A 17,738-nucleotide genomic window follows, 5' to 3' on the forward strand; every position below is an offset into this window, starting at 1 on the left:
GTGCGGTGCCTATTCGTCGGCCGGACGGAACACGAGCAGTTGCTCGCCCGTCGTCGCGTTCACGTCGACGTCGGGTGTGACCGACATCCCGAGTTCGACGTCCGACCCCGAGACGTCGCGGAGGACGCCCGTGAGTCTGACCGGGCCGAACGACGCGATAGCGGTCACGTACGGCGCTTCGTCGGCGAAACTCGGGGCGGGAACGTGCACCTCGGTGAACGTGACGACGGTTCCCGTCTCTGCGAGCGGTTCTTCGGTCAGTTCGTCGTCACCACAGTGGGGACACGAACGTCGCGGTGGGAGCGACCCGTGACCGTCGGGACAGGCGAGGTAGTAGCCCTCACCGTCGGCGATGGCGGCGACCCACTCGTCGTAGCCAGTGTCTGCCATCAGTCCATCACCTCCAGCACGTGGACGACGGCACTCGCGACGGTCCCACCCGCGTTGTGGGTGACGCCGACGCGAGCGTCCGGCACCGCGTCACTGTTCGCGTGGTCACCGCGGAGGAGTTTCGCCATCTCGACGACCTGTGCGGTTCCCGTCGCGCCGACGGGGTGGCCCTTCGCCTTCAGGCCGCCCGAGAGGTTCACCGGCAAGTCGCCGTCGCGCGTCGTCTCCCCGCGTGCTGCCGCACCGATGCCCTCGCCGGGTTCGTAGAAGCCGAGCGATTCGAGTGCCAGCACTTCGGCGATGGTAAAGCAGTCGTGGACTTCGGCCACCTCTACGTCTGCGGCGGTGATACCGGCGTCCGCGTAGGCCATCTCCGCGGCTTTCGTCGCCGCCGGCGTCTGTGCGAGATACTCACGGTCCTGGAGTGCGGCCTTGTCGCCGCCCTGTCCGGACCCGGTGACGCGAACGGGGGCGTCGATACCGTGTTCGTCTGCGTAGTCGTCGCTGACGAGGACGACGGCGCTCGCACCGTCGGTGATGGGACAGGCGTCGTAGAGGGTGAGCGGGTCTGCAACCGTAGGGCTTTCGAGCACGTCTTCGACGGTTATCTCGCGGTGGAACTGCGCGTACTCGTTGGTCATCGCGTTGGCGTGATTCTTCACGGCGATGTGGGCCAAGTCTTCGTTGTCGCCGCCGAACTCGGCGAAGTACGCCCGTGCCATGAGCGCGTACGCACCGGGGAACGTGACGCCGGCGCGAACTTCGAACAACTCGTCGGCAGCGATGGCGAGCGAACGGGTCACCTTGGCGGTTCCGAGGTTGTTCATCCGCTCCATCCCACCGACGAGCACGACGTCGGCACCGCCGGCGCGAACCGTCTGGACGGCCTGCCGGAAGGCGACACCGGCGGACGCACACGCCGACTCGTAACGGGTGGCAGGACAGTCGAGGCCTGCCGCCTCGGCGGCGACCGGACCCTGATGGCCCTGTCCCTCCGCGAGTTCACCCATGAAATTCCCGTAGAAGACTTCGTCGTACGCCTCACGGGAGATGTCGGCTTCCTCGCGGGCGGCGAGCGCTGCCTCGGCAAACAGGTCGCGGCCCGTCCGCTCGGGATGACTGCCGAACTTGGTCAGTCCGACCCCGGCGATTCGTACTTCGTTCATGGATAATTGTACGTGATAGACGCCCCTTGAACTTGCCGTTCACCCGTAAACCTGACCGTCGATTCACTCGTATTCGAGTGTCTCTTCGACGGACACGCCTACCGGAATCGTTACCCTCGAACCGCGTGACCTCTCGGTATGACGCAGTGGATTGGCGACACGTTCACGAGCGACGTTGGATGGACGCATCTGGAGCGACTCGTCGATATCGGAAACCGAATGGCCGGGTCGCCCGGCGAACGCGAAGCGATGGAGGTGACGCGCGACGCACTCGACGCGGTCGGTGCGCGAGACGCCCACGTCGACCCTTTCGACATTCAGGGCTGGGAACGCGGCGACAGCACCATCGTCGCCCACAACACTGAACAGGAGTGTATCGCGCTCCCGCGGAGTCCCGCTGGACAGGCCACCGGCGAACTCGTTGACCTCGGATACGGACTCCCCGAGGACTTCGACCGTGACCTCTCGGGGAAGGTGGTCGTCGTCTCGTCGACGGTTCCCGACCACTTCGACCGCTTCATTCACCGCCGCGAGAAGTACTACTACGCGGTTCAGTCGAACGCCTCGGGGTTCATCTTCGCCAACCACGTCCCCGGGCAACTCCCACCGACGGGCAGTGTCGGCACCGCCGAGGCACCGATTGGCGATATCCCCGCCGTGGGCGTGAGCAAAGAGGTCGGTGCCCGTCTCACCCGCCGATTCGACGGCGAGGAGGTCACTATCGACGTGACGTGTGAGACGCCCACCGCGAGCAGTGGCAACGTCCACGCCGAACTCGGCCCCGACACCGACGACGAAGTGCTGGTGACGAGTCACCTCGACGCCCACGACATCGCCGAGGGTGCGATGGACAACGGCGCGGGGACAGCGATGGTCGTCGAAGTCGCGCGTGCACTCGCCGCCCGCGAAGACGAACTGGAGACCCGCGTGCGATTCGTCTGCTTCGGCGCGGAGGAAGTCGGCCTCGTCGGGTCCGAACACGAAGCGGAACGACTGGGCGCGGACCGCGCGAACGTGAAGGCCATCGTCAACAACGACGGCGTCGTCGCCGGACGGACGCTCAAACTCCACACCCACGGATTCGAGGAACTCGAAGCCACGGCAAAGGCCGTCTCCGACCGGTTCGACCACGATATCTCGACCATTCCCGAGCAACTCCCCCACAGCGACCACTGGCCGTTCGTCGCCCACGGCGTCCCGGCGTTCATGGTCGGCAGTGAACGAAAAGGACGGGGCCGTGGATGGGGGCACACCCACGCCGACACCATCGAGAAACTCGAATCGAGGACGCTCCGAGAACAAGCAATCCTGTTGACCGAACTCACCGTCGAACTCGCGCGGTCCGACCGTGAGATTCCCCACGCCGACCCGGACGACATCGCGGCGGCACTCGAAGCGGAAGACCAGGCCAAAGGGATGAAAGTCACCGGCGACTGGCCGTTCTGAGAGAGGCCACCGTCGTCTGACCGTCCTGAAACCCGCCCACGCTCGGGCGGCATCGTCAGTCTCTCCCGTGGTGGCGTCGAACCACGAGGGCTTTTATTCGGGGAAGCGTAGCACCGCACCATGCTCTGGTGCCCCGTCGGAGGAGGACGACGATGAGATTCACAGTCGTCGGTGACGAGTCGCTCGGCACCGCGATTCGCGAGGCGGGCGGCAGCGTCGTCTCGGCCGACGAGGCGGCGTCCGCCGATGCCGTCGTCGCCGTCGGTGAGTCGTCGGTCACCGAGGTGGCACTCGATTCGACGCTCGACCGACCGGTCGTCCCGGTGGACTGCGGGATGCCGTGGTCGGTTCCGCGACGTGAACTCACCGACACACTCTCGTCGATGCTCGCGGGTGACCGTCGCGTGGTCGACCAACCGATTCTCTCTGTCTTCGTCGGTGGCGAACACGCTGGCGACGCACTCTTCGATACGATGCTCGTGACGAGCGAACCGGCACATATCTCGGAGTACGGCGTCGCCCACTATCGCTCGGACGTGCCGACGGACACTCGTGTCGACCAGTCCGCAGACGACGACTGGGTGACGGCCGACGAGTTCCGAGCGGACGGCGTCGTCGTCGCCACGCCACTCGGGAGCACGGGATACGCCCGCGCGGCGGGTGGCGCAGTCGTCGGCCCGAACGCCGGCGTCTCCGTCGTCCCCGTCTCGCCGTACGCGACGCAGACCGACACGTGGGTGTTCCAACCACCGCTTCGACTCTCGGTCGAACGTGACGACACACCCGTCTCACTCGTCGTCGACGACGACGTCGTCCGCGAAGTCGTGCCCTCGGCCCCCGTGTACGTCACCGTCGGCGGAACGGCGACGTTCCTCTCGCAGTGAGGCGACCACACGGCACAGACTCGTTTTGACGCAGACTGCTCGCCCCCGAGCGACCGGTCTTCGTGCGTCCGTCTCCGAACGCGTCGCTCGTGTCGGCGCTGTGGCTTCGGCGCTGTGACTCCGGCGCTGTGGCTCTGTACGAACACTCGCGTCCCCCGGAGCGGAACTGCCCCGGTTCGAGGTGGGTCGCAGAACGGGCGCGTCGAGGACGCCTCAGACGACGAGGTTCCAGACGTCCGCGATGAGGAAGAAGAGCGCCTGGTAGGCCGCGTACAGGAACACGACGACGGAGGCGGTGAGCGCACCGTTCGGTCGGTCGAGTTTGCGGTCGTTGCGCGCTTCGACGTTACGCGCTTCGAACTCGAAGAAGTCGGTGAGGAACATCCCGACGACGAGGACGCTCATGACCATCCCACCGTGGGGTTCGATGACGAGGTAGAGGAACGACAGCAGGACCAGTCCACCGGAGGTGATGCTGTGCGGCAGGTAGCGCGAGAGTTCGTCGGCACCATCTTCGGCCTGCTGGACGTGCGAACGGTGTGCCATAAAGCGCGTCGCGAAGTTCGCGAGCACCATCACGAGTATCGCGATGGGCACGATGGGTTCGACCGCCGCCAACTGGTCGAGTGGGACGAGGAACTGGAGTGGTTGCATACAGGACTGTCAGAGGGATACTCATTAGAGTTTTTCCAATCTGACGCGGTTCGGTATGGGGTCCGACCGCCGCTATACTACGGGCTTTATATACTAAATCCTGCGCGAGGCGAAGCGAGAACGCGTCCGAGTCTTACTGTGCGTTACGCCGCTCTTCGAGTGCGGACATCACCTGATGGCCCGCCGGGATGAGCACCCAGAACGTGAGTGCGCCCAGAATGGCGAACCAGAGGAAGGCGTCCATCAGAGTGACGCCGATGATGTTGAAGATGCCTTCGGTCGCACCCGACGACAGGGGTTCGATGAGCTGCTTCGTGCTCTCGAAACTGCTCGTGCGGTACCAGGACGCGAGCACCATCCACGCGAGACCAGCGCCGGTGAGGATACCGAGCCCCTTGATGAATTCGTCAGCCATTGTTCGAACCTTCACCGGAGTCCTCTTGAGACTTTCCCATTCCTTGGGCGCGGAACCTCGTCCCGAGTGTGTACACGACGGCACCGAACGCGATGATGCTCAAGCCGAGGATGGCCAGTACGGTACTCAGGAGTCCATCGGCGACGCCGACGCCGACGAACGCGAACGCACCCGTGATGAGTGCTCGCAGCGCGCTCACCTGCAGCGTCGCCGCGTCGAGAAAGACGAACCCAAGGACGACACTGACGACGGCGATGAGCGTCGAGAAGACGGTAATCGTCTTGTAGAGTCGCATGGGGACGACGATGTCGCGGCGGCCGCGTCGTTTGCGCCCCGACTCGCCGGCGTCACTGGTCCCGGTAGTCGCGTCGCTATCTGTCATTGGGTCTCTCTACGAAGGGACGGTTGGTAGTGGTTCCGCTCTACTTCGGCGGACGAAGCCGGTAGTAGCGGCGGTTGAGGTTGTACATGTACCCCTCGCGCATCGTCTTGAGCACCGCGTAGGTGACGGTGCCGAAGACGATTGGGAGCAGGAACGTCAGGTCGAACAGCAAGTCGACGTTCATGGGCATGAGGTTCTTGACTGCCAGCAGCGAGATGGTCAGCGCGAACACCACGCCGAAGACACCCACTGCCGCCCAGAACGGTTGCTCGACTGGACGCCGCGCCGACCCCTTGTTGAGGAAGGGGACGATGGCGATTGCGCCGACGACGACACCGTTGGCGAGGACGCCGTAGGTCCGGTCGGCCATAATCTTCTGCCCGCCGAGGATGGCGAGTTCGGGGTTCAGCGGGTTGAGTTTGAGCAGGCCGAACGACCAGTAGAGGTACCAGTCGGGCAGGATAATCGCCGGCGTACTCGACGGGTTCGCAGGCGGCCCGATGTGTGGTGGCATCGTCGCCGAGAGGAACAGAATCATCCCGACGAAAAACGACGCGATAGAGAGGTTCCGAACCGTCTCGTGGGGCCACGTCGGGAACGCCAGTACGTCGCGTTCGACGTAGTCGGACTCCGTGCGAAGGTCCTGGTCTTCACGACGTGCACGCTCGAAGTACTCGTAGGTGAGCCGGGAGAGCCCCGTCTTGCGAGCCTTGCGCTCGCTCCACGTGGGCGTCTCGTCGTCCGGGGCAACGATGCCCGTGCCGTCGGTGCGAATCTCCTTGTTGTCGGATTCGTTGTCGCTCATGTTTGTCACCTCAGTGCGGCTCCGCGATGCCCTGCACCCACACGATGCCGATGTGAATCGCGATGAGTGTCGTCACGACGAACGGGAGCAGGAACACGTGAAGGATGTACATGCGCTGGAGCGTCGCCTGACTCAGCGTGAACCCGCCGAACAGGAGCTGTGCCACCCACTCACCGGCGAGCGGGACGGACAGCGACATCTCGACGCCAATCTGACCGGCCCAGAAGGCGAGCTGGTCCCACGGGAGCAGATAGCCCGTGTACCCGAACACCATCGTCAGGCTGATCAGGACGATGCCGAGAAGCCAGTTCAGCTCGCGGGGTTCCTTGTACGACCCCGTGAAGTAGACACGGAGCATGTGCAGGAACACTGCCGCGACCATCACCTGTGCCGACCAGCGGTGGATGGAGCGCAGCATGAAGCCGAACTGCAGGTCGCGCATGATGAACTCGATACTGTTGTACGCCGTCGTCGGGTCGCCAGTCGTCGCCGGGGAGTAGTAGAACCCGAGGAGGGCACCACTAATCGCGGCGACGACGTATGCGAGCGTCGAGAACAAGCCGAGGGTGTACAGGGGGTACCAGTACCAGAACTTGTTGTCGAGGTTGTATTGCTCGGTGTGGCTCTTCGGCATCTGGAGGTTGACTCGGTAGTAGAGCGTCTCCAGAAGCTCGAGATAGTCGACGATACGGAGTCGCTTATCCAGCCAGATGAGGGTCGTGAGGAAGGTGGCCTCGATGGGTGTGAGGTCCTTCTTCTTCATCCAGGCTTTGTGGTCGTGGTCGTCTTTGCGTTCGAGACTCATGGTTTATCGCTTGTAGTAGGGGTACACCGCGCGCTTGACCTGGTCCCACGCGCCGTCACCGAGCGTGACACCGTCGACGTCCTCCTCGCGGACGTAGAGGTCTTCCCACTTGCGACGCCGTTTCTTGACGATCATGACGTCGGGGAGGAACTCCTTGCGGTACAGTGCGAGGATGAACGCGAGGTCCACGAAGATGACGGCGAGGATGCCACCGAGGAACATGTTACCCGTGTCCGTCAGCCCCCACCCGGAGACGAATCCGTAGGTGAAGAGGAAGACGAACACGACCTCGATAATCGTCAAGAGGACGATTGCGATGGCCGCCGCAGTACTCTCGCGTGCCGGTTCGTATCGGTGAATATCGCCGTATGTGCTTCCGGTCGAGGACATTATTCGCCACCTCCAGTGTTACCCGTATTGGGGGACTCGCCGTACTTCAAGATGAAGAACGTGTAGATGATGGAGACGATGATACCGAGGATGGTCGCCGACCCGACCCAGTGAGCCTGAATCGGAACACCGAGTTCCTCGAGTTCCTTCTCACCGCCGCCACCACCGACTTCGATGGTCGCGACGTCGCCACCGACGGCGACTGCACCGTGCATCCCGAGTGCCTTGTGGGGCGCACAGAAGTATTTCGAGATACCTGCGTCACCCTCTTCGAAGGTGTACTCGTAGGTCGTGCCGGCTTCAGCGACAGGGGCACCGGAGTCGAGACCTGCTGGTCCTTCTTCCATCGCGACGTTGTGTCCACCGCCTTCGCCAGTCCATTCCCACGTTACGGTCGTACCGGGGTCGACCCAGATGCCTGCCGGGGCGAACGCAAGAGCACCACCGTTTCCGGAGGCACCGACTTCGACTGTCACTTCGCTCTGGCCGCGGAGGTCTTCGTAGCCTCCGTCGATGCCGTCGAGCCAACCGCCGAAGTCAGGTTGAACCTGCGCTCCACCGCCGCCTTCTTCCTGCGCAGCAGCGGTCCCGGCGGCAGCGGTCGCGGCGGCTGTGGCACCGCCGGCCGTTCGGAGAAACTCCCGCCTTTTCATACGGTCGTTCGTCAGGCTGGGTGTTGCTTAAACCCACCGACTATGGCGTCGCGGAAGGGGATTAGCGCGGTGTCCCGGGAGCCAGCGTCACCCCTCAGAACTGAGGGGTTCTCCGTCTGGCCCTTCGACCAGCGCCTCCACGTCAGCGTCGTCGTCGAACGACGGCACGAACGCGGGTCGCTCGCCGTCTTCGACGCCGATAGCGCGGAGTCTCTCGCGGTACTCCTCGGAGCGGAAGCGGTCCGAGAGGCGAGCGTTCGCGACGGTGATAAAGAGGAAGAGACCGATGAGGATGAACCCGGCACCGACGACGGGCGCGATGATAGACTGCACGTCCGGGAAGATAACCCACGCACCGATGAGCGCGAGGCCACCGAGTAACTGGCCGAACGCGACGACTTGCAGCATCCGGTTGCCGAAGTCACCGGTTCCCTGTGCAACCTCCTCTGGACCGGGGAGACGGACGTTCGCGGGTGCTTGGTTCACCTCGAAGTCGTCCATCGAACAGAGCGCGACGGTGGGTTTCACGTCCCGGAGGACGGTCCCCTCGCCTTCGACGCTTCCGTCGGGGTAGACGACTGCGTAGCCTTCGTCTGAGTACGCGAGAATACGGGGTTCGCCGCCATCGGTGACGCGTTCGAGGACGGCGAACACTTCGCGAATCGCGACGCGGTAGCGAAGCTCCTCTTCGACCCGGTCTAAGAGTTCTTCACCGACAATCCACGAGTCCGGGTCGAACGCTGCTTCCCACTCGTCGACGCTCATCTTCGCCATGTCCGCCGGGCCGAAGTCGTCGAAGTCGTACTTCTCTTCGACTTGCCGGCGGAGGGCTTCGAGTTCGTCCTCGGACACCGCGTCGTCGGTACCCGCGTCCGGCGACGCGCCGTCGTCGGCCGGTGCGGAAGACGAATCTGCCATCGGCGGGAGTAGGACCTTGGGCGGTAAACGTGTTGCGACCCAGTTCGGTCCACGTGGCCCACTGTGGCCGCCTCTCCCCCGTGATATCGTGGTGTTTCGTGTCGACCAGTGGTGGTCTAGCGCTCGAACGTCCACCACGTCATCGGACCCTTTACCCCGACTGCGTCCCAACGCCGGGCGATGGCAGACGAGACGACCATAGCGACACTCGCCGCGGTCACTGTCACGGCCAGTCTACCGTTCTATCTCTACGGAGCGTGGATAATGATAGACGCCGAGACGGTGTCGTGGGAAGTGCTCGTCTTCCACCTCAAGGTCATCTTTCCCGGCCTCGTCTTGAACACGGTTCCGGTCGTCACGTGGATGATGCCGCGACTACTCCAGCAGTTGAACGGGTTGAGCGCGCTGCACGCCATCCTCGGTCTGCAAGCGTACGCGATGCTCGTGTTCGCGTTCACCGGCATCGTCCGCATCTTTCAGGCGAAGTGGGAGGCTGACCTCTACCACAACCCAGACCCTGACGTCTCACTCGACGACTTGCACGAGAACATGGGTGCGTGGCGGGGACGACTCCGCGTCGGCGTCTTCGGTTACGTCGTCTTCTGGTTCATGGCGTGGATTCTCGGACTCTATCGATACGTCACGGGGTATCTGCTGGTCTAACGCTCCGGCAGTGCACGTGGTCTAGCCGGCCTGTTCACCACTCGTCGCCGCTGGCGAGGTCGACGTCGTGGTCGACTTTCGAGGACGGACAGATATCTTCGAGCACGCACGCGTCACAGTCGGGGTTGCGGGCGTCGCAGACGGCGCGGCCGTGACTGATGAACAGGTGGGTGAACTGCTGCCAATCGGTTTCAGGAACGACCGGCATCAGGTCGTCTTCTATCTTCTCGGGATACTCCTCTTCGGTCAGGCCGAGTCGGCGCGAGAGGCGCTGGACGTGTGTGTCGACGACGATTCCTTCGACGATGTCGTGGCCGTGCTGGAGGACGACGTTGGCCGTCTTGCGACCCACGCCCGCCAGGTCGGTCAGTTCGGACATGGTGTCGGGCACCTCGCCGTCGTGTTTTTCGATAATGTCCGCGCACGCGCTTCGGATGTACTTCGCCTTGTTGTTGTAGTAGGTGATGGAGTTGATGTCCTCGGCCAGTTCCTCCTGGTCGGCGGCGGCGTAGTCTTCGGCGGAGTCGTACTTCGCGAACAACTCGGCGGTAACCTTGTTGACGCGTTCGTCGGTACACTGCGCAGAGAGCATGACGGCGATGAGGAGTTCGAGGCGATTCGAGTAGGAAAGCGAGATGGTGGTGTCGGGATACTCCTCGTAGAGACGGTCCAGTACTTCCTGTGCCTGTGCCGTCCGAGTGTCGAGTGGCGTGCCCATATCTGTGCGTGCGACCCAGTCGGTTTCAGTCGTTCGGGTTGCGGTGACTCGTCCGGACGTGCGCGTCGGTGGGCGTCGATGCGAGGACGACTCTTCGAAGAGGCCAACAATTTATCAGCGACGACTGTGACCGAGAGCGTATGTCTGCGTTCGAACTCCCCGGACGGCGTGAATCGTGGTTGACTGCGGCGGCGACGTTCGCCGGATACGGGATTATCCTCGGTGTGATGTTCGTCGTGCTGTTCGTCCTCCCGTACCTCGCGTTCGCGGCGTAATCACTCGGGGGCACAGGGGTACGAAAATAAAAGTCGTCTGAACGCTCGCGAGTGGAACGCCGGTCAGGCGAACGCGCGCGAGACGTCTGCGGTGTCTTCTGCTTCTTGCTGAATCTTCTCCCAGGCGTCGACGAAGTCCTGCATGAAGATTTCCGTGCGGTCGTCGCGGATGGCGAACATCCCCGCCTCCGTACAGATTGCCTTGATGTCGGCACCGGACGCGTTTTCGACGAGTTCCGCCAGTTCGACGAAGTCGACGTCGTCGGAGACGTTCATCTTGCGGGTGTGAATCTTGAAGATGATTTCGCGGCCGTCCTCGTTCGGCTTGGGCACCTCGATGAGGCGGTCGAACCGGCCGGGGCGAAGAATCGCGGGGTCGAGCATGTCGAAGCGGTTGGTAGCCGCGATGATGCGGATGTTTCCGCGTTCGTCGAAGCCGTCCATCTCCGCGAGGAGTTGCATCATCGTCCGCTGGACCTCGGCGTCACCGGACGTCTTCGAGTCCGTCCGCTTCGACGCGATGGCGTCGATTTCGTCGATGAAGATGACGGCGGGTTCGTTCTCGCGGGCGACCTCGAAGAGGTCACGGACGAGCTTCGCGCCCTCACCGATGAACTTGTGCACCAGTTCGGACCCGGCCATCTTGATGAACGAAGCGTTCGTCTGGTTGGCGACGGCCTTCGCGAGCATCGTCTTCCCGGTGCCCGGCGGGCCGTAGAGGAGGACGCCGGACGGCGGGTCGATACCCACCTTCTCGAACATCTCCGGACGGTCGAGCGGCATTTCGACCGTCTCACGGACCTCTTGCATCTGTTCTTCGAGTCCGCCGATATCCTCGTACGTCACGTCAGGGCTGTGCTCGACTTGCATGACACGAGCCCGGACGTCGGTCTCTTTGTCGAGTCGCTTGACGATAGAAAGCGAGTTGTTCACGGCGACGCGCGCGTCGGGTTCTAACTCCTCGCGCATCTCGTCTGTCACCTCGGTGAGGGCCTCTTGGTTGTTACCATGCTGCTTGATGATGACCCCCTCGTCGGTGATTTCCTGCACCGTCGCAACGAAAAGCGGCGACTGCTTGAGCTTCTTGTTCTCGTGAGTGAGACGCTCTAGCTTCTGCTGATACTTGTTGTTCTCTGCGTTGGCGTCGAGGAGCTTGTCGCGCATCTCCTCGTTTTGCGTTTCGAGAACTTCGAGCCGCTCCTGAAGGGCGGTGATCTTCTCCTGCTGCGACGCCGAGTCCTTATCGTACGGTAGGTCGACGTCGTCCACAGTGTCGGTCATCAGGCGGGATAGGGCGCAGGCTCATAAGAGGCTTCGGGTGTGTGAGGGATTCGCCACATCTGAGCCGTCTCTCCGCTGAGATGACGAGTCTGACGCGTGTCACACATATTCCTCGAAGTAATAAAATAGGATAGCAAATATTATCTAATAGCATTCCCTGAATCCAGATACGATGAGCACCACCGAAGCGATAGAACGAGACGCCGACCCCTCCACCGAAGACCGTTGGGCAGCGGTTCGTGACATGCCCCCGAGCGCGAAACTCGTCGCGAAGGTCCTCGACTACGAGGACACGCTCACGCAGAGCCAAATCGCCGAAGAGTCGCTTCTGCCGCCACGGACCGTCCGCTACGCGCTCTCGCGTCTCGAAGAAGAGGGTGCGGTCGACTCTCGGTTCTCCTTCTCCGACGCGCGCAAGCGTCTCTACACGCTCAACGTTTAAATCGGAAGACGCGGCCAGACGGCGTATGTCCGACCCTGCCGCCGTCGGCCGCGCGCTCACGGCGCTCGCCCACCCCGACGACGCTCCCGAACGAGAGCCTTACGAACGCACGATTGCCGCCGCGTGCGACGCTTTCTCCGAGATTCACACGGCCGAGACGTTTCTCGACGACGGTGGAGAGGTGACACTCCGTCGCGCCGTCGGCGCGGCGACCCGGGACGGCCACCCCTGTGCGCGAGACGGGCGGCGGATGCTTCAGGACCTCTCTCGCCTCCGCGAGTCGATGGCGGACTCCCCCACCGAACTCGGACGCGACGCCGACCAGTTTCACTCCGGTCGCACAACCGTTTTCAGCGGTGGTGGTGAATCACCGGATAGATGACACGGGTGATTCACACCGGCGACACCCATATCGGGTACCAGCAGTACCACTCGCCGGAGCGCCGACAGGACTTCCTCGACGCCTTCGAACAGGTCGTCGCGGACGCGATTTCGGAGGACGTGGATGCCGTCGTCCACGCGGGTGACCTCTATCACGACCGACGCCCCGAACTTCCGGACCTCCTCGGAACCCTCGCCGCGCTCCGCCGTCTCGACGATGCCGGGATTCCCTTCCTCGCTATCGTCGGCAACCACGAGTCCACGCGTGGCGGCCAGTGGTTGGACCTCTTCGAACGTCTCGGCCTCGCGACGCGCCTCGGGAGCGACCCGTACGTCCTCGGCGACGTGGCCTTCTACGGACTCGACCACGTCCCGCGGTCCCGCCGCGACGAACTCGACTACGAGTTTACCCCGCACGACCAGTCGTACGCCGCCCTCGTCGGTCACGGCCTGTTTACGCCCTTCGCCCACGCCGACTGGGAGACCGAGACGGTCCTCTCGGAGTCGAACGTCGCGTTCGACGCGATGCTCCTCGGCGACAACCACGTCCCCGACAAGGTGGACCTCGACGGCACGTGGGTCACCTACTGCGGGTCGACAGAGCGAGCGAGCGCGAGCGAACGCGACCCACGCGGGTACAACATCGTCTCCTTCGAGTCCGACGAAGTCGATATCCGCCGACGGACGCTCGAAACTCGCCCGTTCCGCTTCATCGAAGTCGACCTCTCGGGCGACGAGGGAATCGAGCGCGTCCGTCAGCGCGTCCGCGAGTTCGACCTCGAAGACGCCGTCGTCATCGTCGATTTGACCGGCGACGGAGAGTCTGTCACCCCCGCGGCAGTCGAGTCGTTCGCCGTCGAAGAAGGCGCACTCGTCGCGCGCGTCAACGACCGCCGGGAGATAGACACCGAGTCCGAACTGAACGTCGACGTCTCGTTTGCGGACCCCGACGACGCCGTCCGCGACAGAGTCCGTGACATGGGTCTGTCGAGTGCCGCCCTCGACGTGGACGAGACGGTTCGCGCGAGCAAGGTGGTGGACTCGAACGTCCGCGACGAAGTCCGCGAACGCGTCACCTCGCTCATCGACGACGACCCCGGCGCGTTCGTCGCCGCAGAGGGTGACAGCGACGAGTCCGAGGGTGACGACACGGGAGGTACGGAGACGACGGGCGACTCGGCGGTGGAACCGACCGACGAGATGACCGACGACTCGGCCGACGACGCACCCGACGACTCGGCCGAGGAACCACCTGACGACTCGCCCGACGACGCACCCGACGAAGTGGCCGACGAGTCGGCGAAGGACCCCGAACCACAGGTGGCCAAAGACAGTTCGCTGGGTGATTTCGCATGAGATTCACGCACGTCTCCCTCAAGAACTTCAAACCGTACGACGACGCCGACCTGGACCTACGCGACGGTGTGACCGTCATCCACGGCGTCAACGGGAGCGGTAAGTCGTCGCTCCTCGAAGCGTGTTTCTTCGCGCTCTACGGGTCGAAAGCACTCGATGGAAATCTCGAAGATATCGTCACGACCGGCGAAGAGGACGCCGAAATCGAACTCGAGTTCGTCCACGACGGCGGCACCTACCGCATCGAGCGCCGGGTTCGCGTCTCGGGTGACCGCGCGACCACCGCGAAATGTGTCCTCGAAGGCCCGGACGGGACAGTCGAAGGCGCGCGTGACGTCCGCCGGCACGTCACGTCGCTCCTCCGGATGGACGCCGAGGCGTTCGTCAACTGCGCCTACGTCCAGCAGGGCGAGGTCAACAAACTCATCAACGCCTCACCCTCCCAGCGGCAGGACATGATAGACGACCTGCTGCAACTCGGCAAACTCGAAGCGTACCGTGAGCGTGCCGGAAACGCCCGTCTCGGCGTCGAAGACGTCCTGTCGAAGCGACGAGGGGCACTCGAAGACGTCGAGGCGCAAATCAAACAGAAGGAAGACGAGAACCTTCACGCACGACTCAACGAACTCGAATCGAATCTCGGCGAACTCGACGAGAAGATAGCCAACTACGAATCCCAACGCGAGAAGGCGAAGTCGACACTCGACACGGCACAGGCGACGCTCGACGAACACGCAGAGAAGCGAACGCGACTGCAGGACGTCGAGTCGGCCATCGAAGAGATAGAGTCGAAAGTCGCCGAAGACGAAGCAGAGCGCGACACACTCACCGAGCGAATTCGCGAACTCGATTCGGAACTCGAGGACGTGGCCGCCAAAATCGAGACGGCGCTGGCAGAGACCGAACTCGACGAGGCCACCGAGTCCGCAATCGAAGACCAGCGCGCCGAGTTCGACGAGCGAGAGGCCGAGATTCGCGAGGCGTTGTCCGACGCGCGCCAGCAGGCACAGGCCTTAGAGACGCAGGCCGAACGTCTCAGAGAACGGGCGACGGACCTCGAAGAGCGTGCCGCGGAGAAACGCGACGCCGCGACGCAGGACGAGTCGGCGGCCGACGCGGCAGAAACCGAACTCGAATCCTTCCGCGAGAAACGAGCGGACATCCAGTCGTCGCTGTCCGACATCGACGAGGAGTTCGCCGATGCACCGGTCGACAGGGGGTCTGCGGCATCGTTGCTGGAAGAGCGCCGGACAGACCTCTCGGAGGCCCGCGAATCACTCGCGGAGACGGAGACGGAACTCAAGAACGCCCGAGAGCGACTGGCCGAGGCCGAGGAACTCCGCGACGCTGGCAAGTGTCCCGAGTGCGGCCAACCCGTCGAGGGGTCACCGCACGTCGATGCTATCGGCGAGCGAGAGGCCGCCGTCGAGTCGCTGGCGTCCGAGCGAGACGAACTCGAATCGACGGTCGAATCGCTCGCCGAGGCAGTCGATTCGGCAGAACGACTCGTCGAGTTGGAGACCCGTGCCGACTCGCTTTCGGACACGCTCTCACATCTCGAAGACCGAATCGAAGACCGAGCGCAGACGGTCGAGTCGCGCCGAGAGGCCGCCACCGAGAAGCGCGAGACGGCCGACGAACTCGAAGACGAGGCAGCGACGAAACGAGAGGCAGCAGAGACGCAGGCCGAACGCGCAGCGACTGCCACAGAGTCTGTAGACGGCCACGAATCCGACCTCGATACGCTCGAAACGCGTCGCGAGCGAGTCGCCCGCGTCGAATCGCTCGTCGACACGCGAGGCGAGAAACGAGACGCACAGGAGCGACTGCGCGAGAAACGCGAGACGCTCGCCGAGGTCAACCGCGAGCGACGCGAACACCTCAAAGACCGTCGGGACCGACGGGCAGAACTCCGTGAGGCAGTCGACGAGTCTGCGGTCGAATCGGCCCGCAACCGCAAACAGAAGGCCGAGACGTATCTCGAACAGGTCGACGACGTGCTCCCGGGTCTCCGCGAACGACGCGACGACGTACAGAGTCAGATTGGGGGCGTCCGGTCGGCGCTCGAACGACTGGACGAACTCCGAGAGCGTCGCGTCGAACTCGCAGAACGGGTCGACGCTCTCGACTCACTCCACGAAGAGGTGTCGACGCTCGAATCGACCTACGGTGACCTCCGGGCGGAGCTCCGCCAGCGAAACGTGGAAGTCCTCGAACGGATGCTCAACGAGACGTTCGACCTCGTCTACGCCAACGACGCCTACTCGCGCATCCGCCTCGACGGCGAGTACGGACTGACGGTCTTCCAGAAAGACGGCACTGCGCTCGAACCGGAACAACTGTCCGGCGGTGAGCGCGCGCTGTTCAACCTCAGTCTCCGGTGTGCAATCTACCGCCTCCTCGCAGAGGGTATCGACGGCGCGGCACCGTTGCCGCCACTCATCCTCGACGAACCGACCGTCTTCCTCGACACCGGCCACGTCGCTCGTCTCGTGGACCTCGTCGAAGACATGCAGTCCCGCGGCGTCAAACAGATTCTCATCGTCAGCCACGACGACGAACTCGTCGGTGCAGCGGACGACTTGGTCCGGGTCGAGAAGAACCCGACGACGAACCGCTCGACGGTCGAACGCACCGATGCACCGGACCTCGCGAGCGTCCTCGCGGACGACTGAAAGCGTCGCTCAGTCGCGTGCGCGCAGGCGCTCGATTCCCTCTTTCGCGACTGTCGTCGCCTCGTAGCCTCGCTCACCGTAGACGGTCGTCTCTTCGACCAGTCCGGCGATTTTGAACTCGGTCAGGAGGCCGTGTAAGTCGCTCTCACAGAGGTCGTACGCGCCCATGATGTCGACGACTGGAAGCGGGCCTCGGTCGACGATATCGACCAAGAGGCCGAGTCCACGCTCGGTGGGTGTCGCGACGAGGATTCGACGGACCGACTCGGGGACGGCACGCGCCGCAGTCTCCAACGGTGACTCGCCGCCGACAGCTTCGAGTTCGTCGTTGGCGACGTACCGTTCCTCGCCGGTCTTCGGGTCGCGGACGCGACTGCTGTCGCTCGAACGTTTGACGAGGAGATACGTTCGGCCGTCGGGGCCGCGGACGGTACGCATGGTGAGGCGAAGGTGTCGGCGCGTGTTAGCGGTTGCGCTCGTCGTCGGTGTCGGTGTGGTCGGTGTCGGTGTCGGTGTGGTCGGTGTCGTCAGTTTGGTCGTCTGTCTGGTCGTCGGTGTCGTCGTCGGCCGACCAGTCGGTGGTATTGTACTCGCGATAGATGGCGTAGACGCGGGAGAGTGCGCCGATGCCGAGGAGAACCGCACCGAGTCCGACCAGCGTCTGACCGCGGAAGTAGATGAGCATCACGCCGAGCGAGACGCCGGCGATACCGACGTTGGCGAGGACGACGGCACCCCAAAAGAGGCGCGTCTGCTCGGGGTCGACGTCGGCGGTGAACTCGGGGGCGTCGTCACTGAACTCCGACTGCAGACTCTCGTCTCCCGATTCCCCCGGGATGTCGACGCGCGGGATGTTGGGAAGGTCCTTCTCGGGATTTCCCCATCTGGACTCGGGGTCCGCCCACCGCTCGACACGGTCGGAGGGAGAGGCAACGTCGTCCGCAGAACGCGCTCCGTCCTGCGGTTCTGTAGCGTCGGAAGACGACTCTGTCGCCTCCGTGTCCCCCCTGCGTCGCTCGTCGTCCGTCACGCTCGCGTC

General features: G+C 63.7%; 22 protein-coding genes. 8 read left to right on the forward strand and 14 right to left on the reverse strand.

The window, feature by feature from the left end:
* Positions 1–9: 9 nt before the first annotated feature.
* Together ACK3R5_RS03795 and ACK3R5_RS03800 are read right to left on the reverse strand one after the other, a co-directional pair.
* Complete coding sequence (locus ACK3R5_RS03795) at positions 10–390, reverse strand: Zn-ribbon domain-containing OB-fold protein (RefSeq protein ID WP_411968119.1); 381 nt, start codon at positions 388–390, stop codon at positions 10–12.
* Positions 390–1,556: a thiolase domain-containing protein gene (locus tag ACK3R5_RS03800; protein ID WP_411965727.1), complete on the reverse strand. Its 1,167-nt coding sequence runs from the start codon at positions 1,554–1,556 to the stop codon at positions 390–392. The genes ACK3R5_RS03795 and ACK3R5_RS03800 overlap by 1 nt, the downstream gene beginning before the upstream one ends.
* Before the next feature lie 138 nt (positions 1,557–1,694).
* Between ACK3R5_RS03800 and ACK3R5_RS03805 the strand changes: the two genes are divergently transcribed.
* Together ACK3R5_RS03805 and ACK3R5_RS03810 are read left to right on the forward strand one after the other, a co-directional pair.
* A complete protein-coding gene (locus ACK3R5_RS03805; RefSeq protein WP_411968120.1) occupies positions 1,695–3,002 on the forward strand; it encodes a M28 family peptidase in 1,308 nt (435 codons plus the stop codon).
* Positions 3,003–3,154: 152 nt separating this feature from the next.
* Entirely contained in the window at positions 3,155–3,886 is a 732-nt protein-coding gene (locus ACK3R5_RS03810; protein WP_411965729.1) for an ATP-NAD kinase, read from the forward strand.
* Positions 3,887–4,099: 213 nt separating this feature from the next.
* On the opposite strand, the gene ACK3R5_RS03815 is transcribed toward ACK3R5_RS03810, so the two are convergent.
* The 8 genes from ACK3R5_RS03815 to ACK3R5_RS03850 form a co-directional block, all read right to left on the reverse strand.
* Complete coding sequence (locus ACK3R5_RS03815; RefSeq protein ID WP_411965730.1) at positions 4,100–4,540, reverse strand: hypothetical protein; 441 nt, start codon at positions 4,538–4,540, stop codon at positions 4,100–4,102.
* 133 nt (positions 4,541–4,673) lie between these two features.
* Positions 4,674–4,955, reverse strand: a complete 282-nt coding sequence (locus ACK3R5_RS03820; RefSeq protein WP_411965731.1) for a hypothetical protein — start codon at positions 4,953–4,955, stop codon at positions 4,674–4,676.
* Positions 4,948–5,337: a hypothetical protein gene (locus ACK3R5_RS03825; protein ID WP_411968121.1), complete on the reverse strand. Its 390-nt coding sequence runs from the start codon at positions 5,335–5,337 to the stop codon at positions 4,948–4,950. Before ACK3R5_RS03825 ends, ACK3R5_RS03820 begins: the two co-directional genes overlap by 8 nt.
* Positions 5,338–5,377: 40 nt before the next feature.
* Positions 5,378–6,142, reverse strand: coding sequence for a cytochrome bc complex cytochrome b subunit (locus ACK3R5_RS03830; protein WP_411965733.1), 765 nt, complete (start codon positions 6,140–6,142; stop codon positions 5,378–5,380).
* Positions 6,143–6,152: 10 nt separating this feature from the next.
* Positions 6,153–6,947, reverse strand: a complete 795-nt coding sequence (locus ACK3R5_RS03835) for a cytochrome b (protein WP_411965734.1) — start codon at positions 6,945–6,947, stop codon at positions 6,153–6,155.
* A 3-nt stretch (positions 6,948–6,950) separates the two neighbouring features.
* A complete protein-coding gene (locus ACK3R5_RS03840) occupies positions 6,951–7,337 on the reverse strand; it encodes a hypothetical protein (RefSeq protein ID WP_151139249.1) in 387 nt (128 codons plus the stop codon).
* Positions 7,337–7,990, reverse strand: a complete 654-nt coding sequence (locus ACK3R5_RS03845) for a halocyanin domain-containing protein (protein WP_411965735.1) — start codon at positions 7,988–7,990, stop codon at positions 7,337–7,339. Before ACK3R5_RS03845 ends, ACK3R5_RS03840 begins: the two co-directional genes overlap by 1 nt.
* An 87-nt stretch (positions 7,991–8,077) precedes the next feature.
* Positions 8,078–8,908, reverse strand: coding sequence for a DUF2304 domain-containing protein (locus tag ACK3R5_RS03850; RefSeq protein ID WP_411965736.1), 831 nt, complete (start codon positions 8,906–8,908; stop codon positions 8,078–8,080).
* Between the two features lie 180 nt (positions 8,909–9,088).
* Here ACK3R5_RS03850 and ACK3R5_RS03855 point away from each other — a divergent pair, with 180 nt between their 5' ends.
* The gene (locus ACK3R5_RS03855; RefSeq protein WP_411965737.1) at positions 9,089–9,571 is read left to right on the forward strand and encodes a hypothetical protein; all 483 of its coding nucleotides are present in this window, start codon (positions 9,089–9,091) and stop codon (positions 9,569–9,571) included.
* A gap of 34 nt (positions 9,572–9,605) precedes the next feature.
* Here ACK3R5_RS03855 and nth read toward each other — a convergent pair whose 3' ends face one another.
* Positions 9,606–10,289 carry an endonuclease III gene (gene nth / locus ACK3R5_RS03860; RefSeq protein ID WP_411968122.1) on the reverse strand — a complete coding sequence of 228 codons (684 nt, stop codon included), beginning with the start codon at positions 10,287–10,289 and terminating at the stop codon, positions 9,606–9,608.
* 140 nt (positions 10,290–10,429) lie between these two features.
* Between nth and ACK3R5_RS03865 the strand changes: the two genes are divergently transcribed.
* Positions 10,430–10,564 carry a hypothetical protein gene (locus ACK3R5_RS03865; protein ID WP_411965739.1) on the forward strand — a complete coding sequence of 45 codons (135 nt, stop codon included), beginning with the start codon at positions 10,430–10,432 and terminating at the stop codon, positions 10,562–10,564.
* A gap of 63 nt (positions 10,565–10,627) precedes the next feature.
* On the opposite strand, the gene pan1 is transcribed toward ACK3R5_RS03865, so the two are convergent.
* Entirely contained in the window at positions 10,628–11,845 is a 1,218-nt protein-coding gene (gene pan1, locus ACK3R5_RS03870) for a proteasome-activating nucleotidase Pan1 (protein ID WP_411965740.1), read from the reverse strand.
* A gap of 172 nt (positions 11,846–12,017) precedes the next feature.
* Here pan1 and ACK3R5_RS03875 point away from each other — a divergent pair, with 172 nt between their 5' ends.
* From ACK3R5_RS03875 to rad50, 4 genes are read left to right on the forward strand one after another with little or no spacing between them, the layout of a single operon-like run.
* Positions 12,018–12,287 carry a MarR family transcriptional regulator gene (locus ACK3R5_RS03875; RefSeq protein ID WP_411965741.1) on the forward strand — a complete coding sequence of 90 codons (270 nt, stop codon included), beginning with the start codon at positions 12,018–12,020 and terminating at the stop codon, positions 12,285–12,287.
* Positions 12,288–12,312: 25 nt separating this feature from the next.
* Entirely contained in the window at positions 12,313–12,669 is a 357-nt protein-coding gene (locus ACK3R5_RS03880) for a hypothetical protein (RefSeq protein WP_411968123.1), read from the forward strand.
* Complete coding sequence (gene mre11 / locus ACK3R5_RS03885) at positions 12,666–14,024, forward strand: DNA double-strand break repair protein Mre11 (RefSeq protein ID WP_411968124.1); 1,359 nt, start codon at positions 12,666–12,668, stop codon at positions 14,022–14,024. The genes ACK3R5_RS03880 and mre11 overlap by 4 nt, the downstream gene beginning before the upstream one ends.
* On the forward strand, positions 14,021–16,699 hold the full coding sequence (gene rad50 / locus ACK3R5_RS03890) for a DNA double-strand break repair ATPase Rad50 (RefSeq protein WP_411968126.1): 2,679 nt from the start codon (positions 14,021–14,023) through the stop codon (positions 16,697–16,699). The genes mre11 and rad50 overlap by 4 nt, the downstream gene beginning before the upstream one ends.
* A 9-nt stretch (positions 16,700–16,708) precedes the next feature.
* Here rad50 and ACK3R5_RS03895 read toward each other — a convergent pair whose 3' ends face one another.
* Positions 16,709–17,137, reverse strand: coding sequence for a hypothetical protein (locus ACK3R5_RS03895; RefSeq protein WP_411968127.1), 429 nt, complete (start codon positions 17,135–17,137; stop codon positions 16,709–16,711).
* A gap of 25 nt (positions 17,138–17,162) precedes the next feature.
* Positions 17,163–17,729 carry a hypothetical protein gene (locus ACK3R5_RS03900; protein ID WP_411968128.1) on the reverse strand — a complete coding sequence of 189 codons (567 nt, stop codon included), beginning with the start codon at positions 17,727–17,729 and terminating at the stop codon, positions 17,163–17,165.
* Positions 17,730–17,738: the final 9 nt, after the last annotated feature.

This window comes from Haloferax sp. YSSS75 (genome assembly GCF_046764215.1).
Lineage (GTDB): Archaea > Halobacteriota > Halobacteria > Halobacteriales > Haloferacaceae > Haloferax.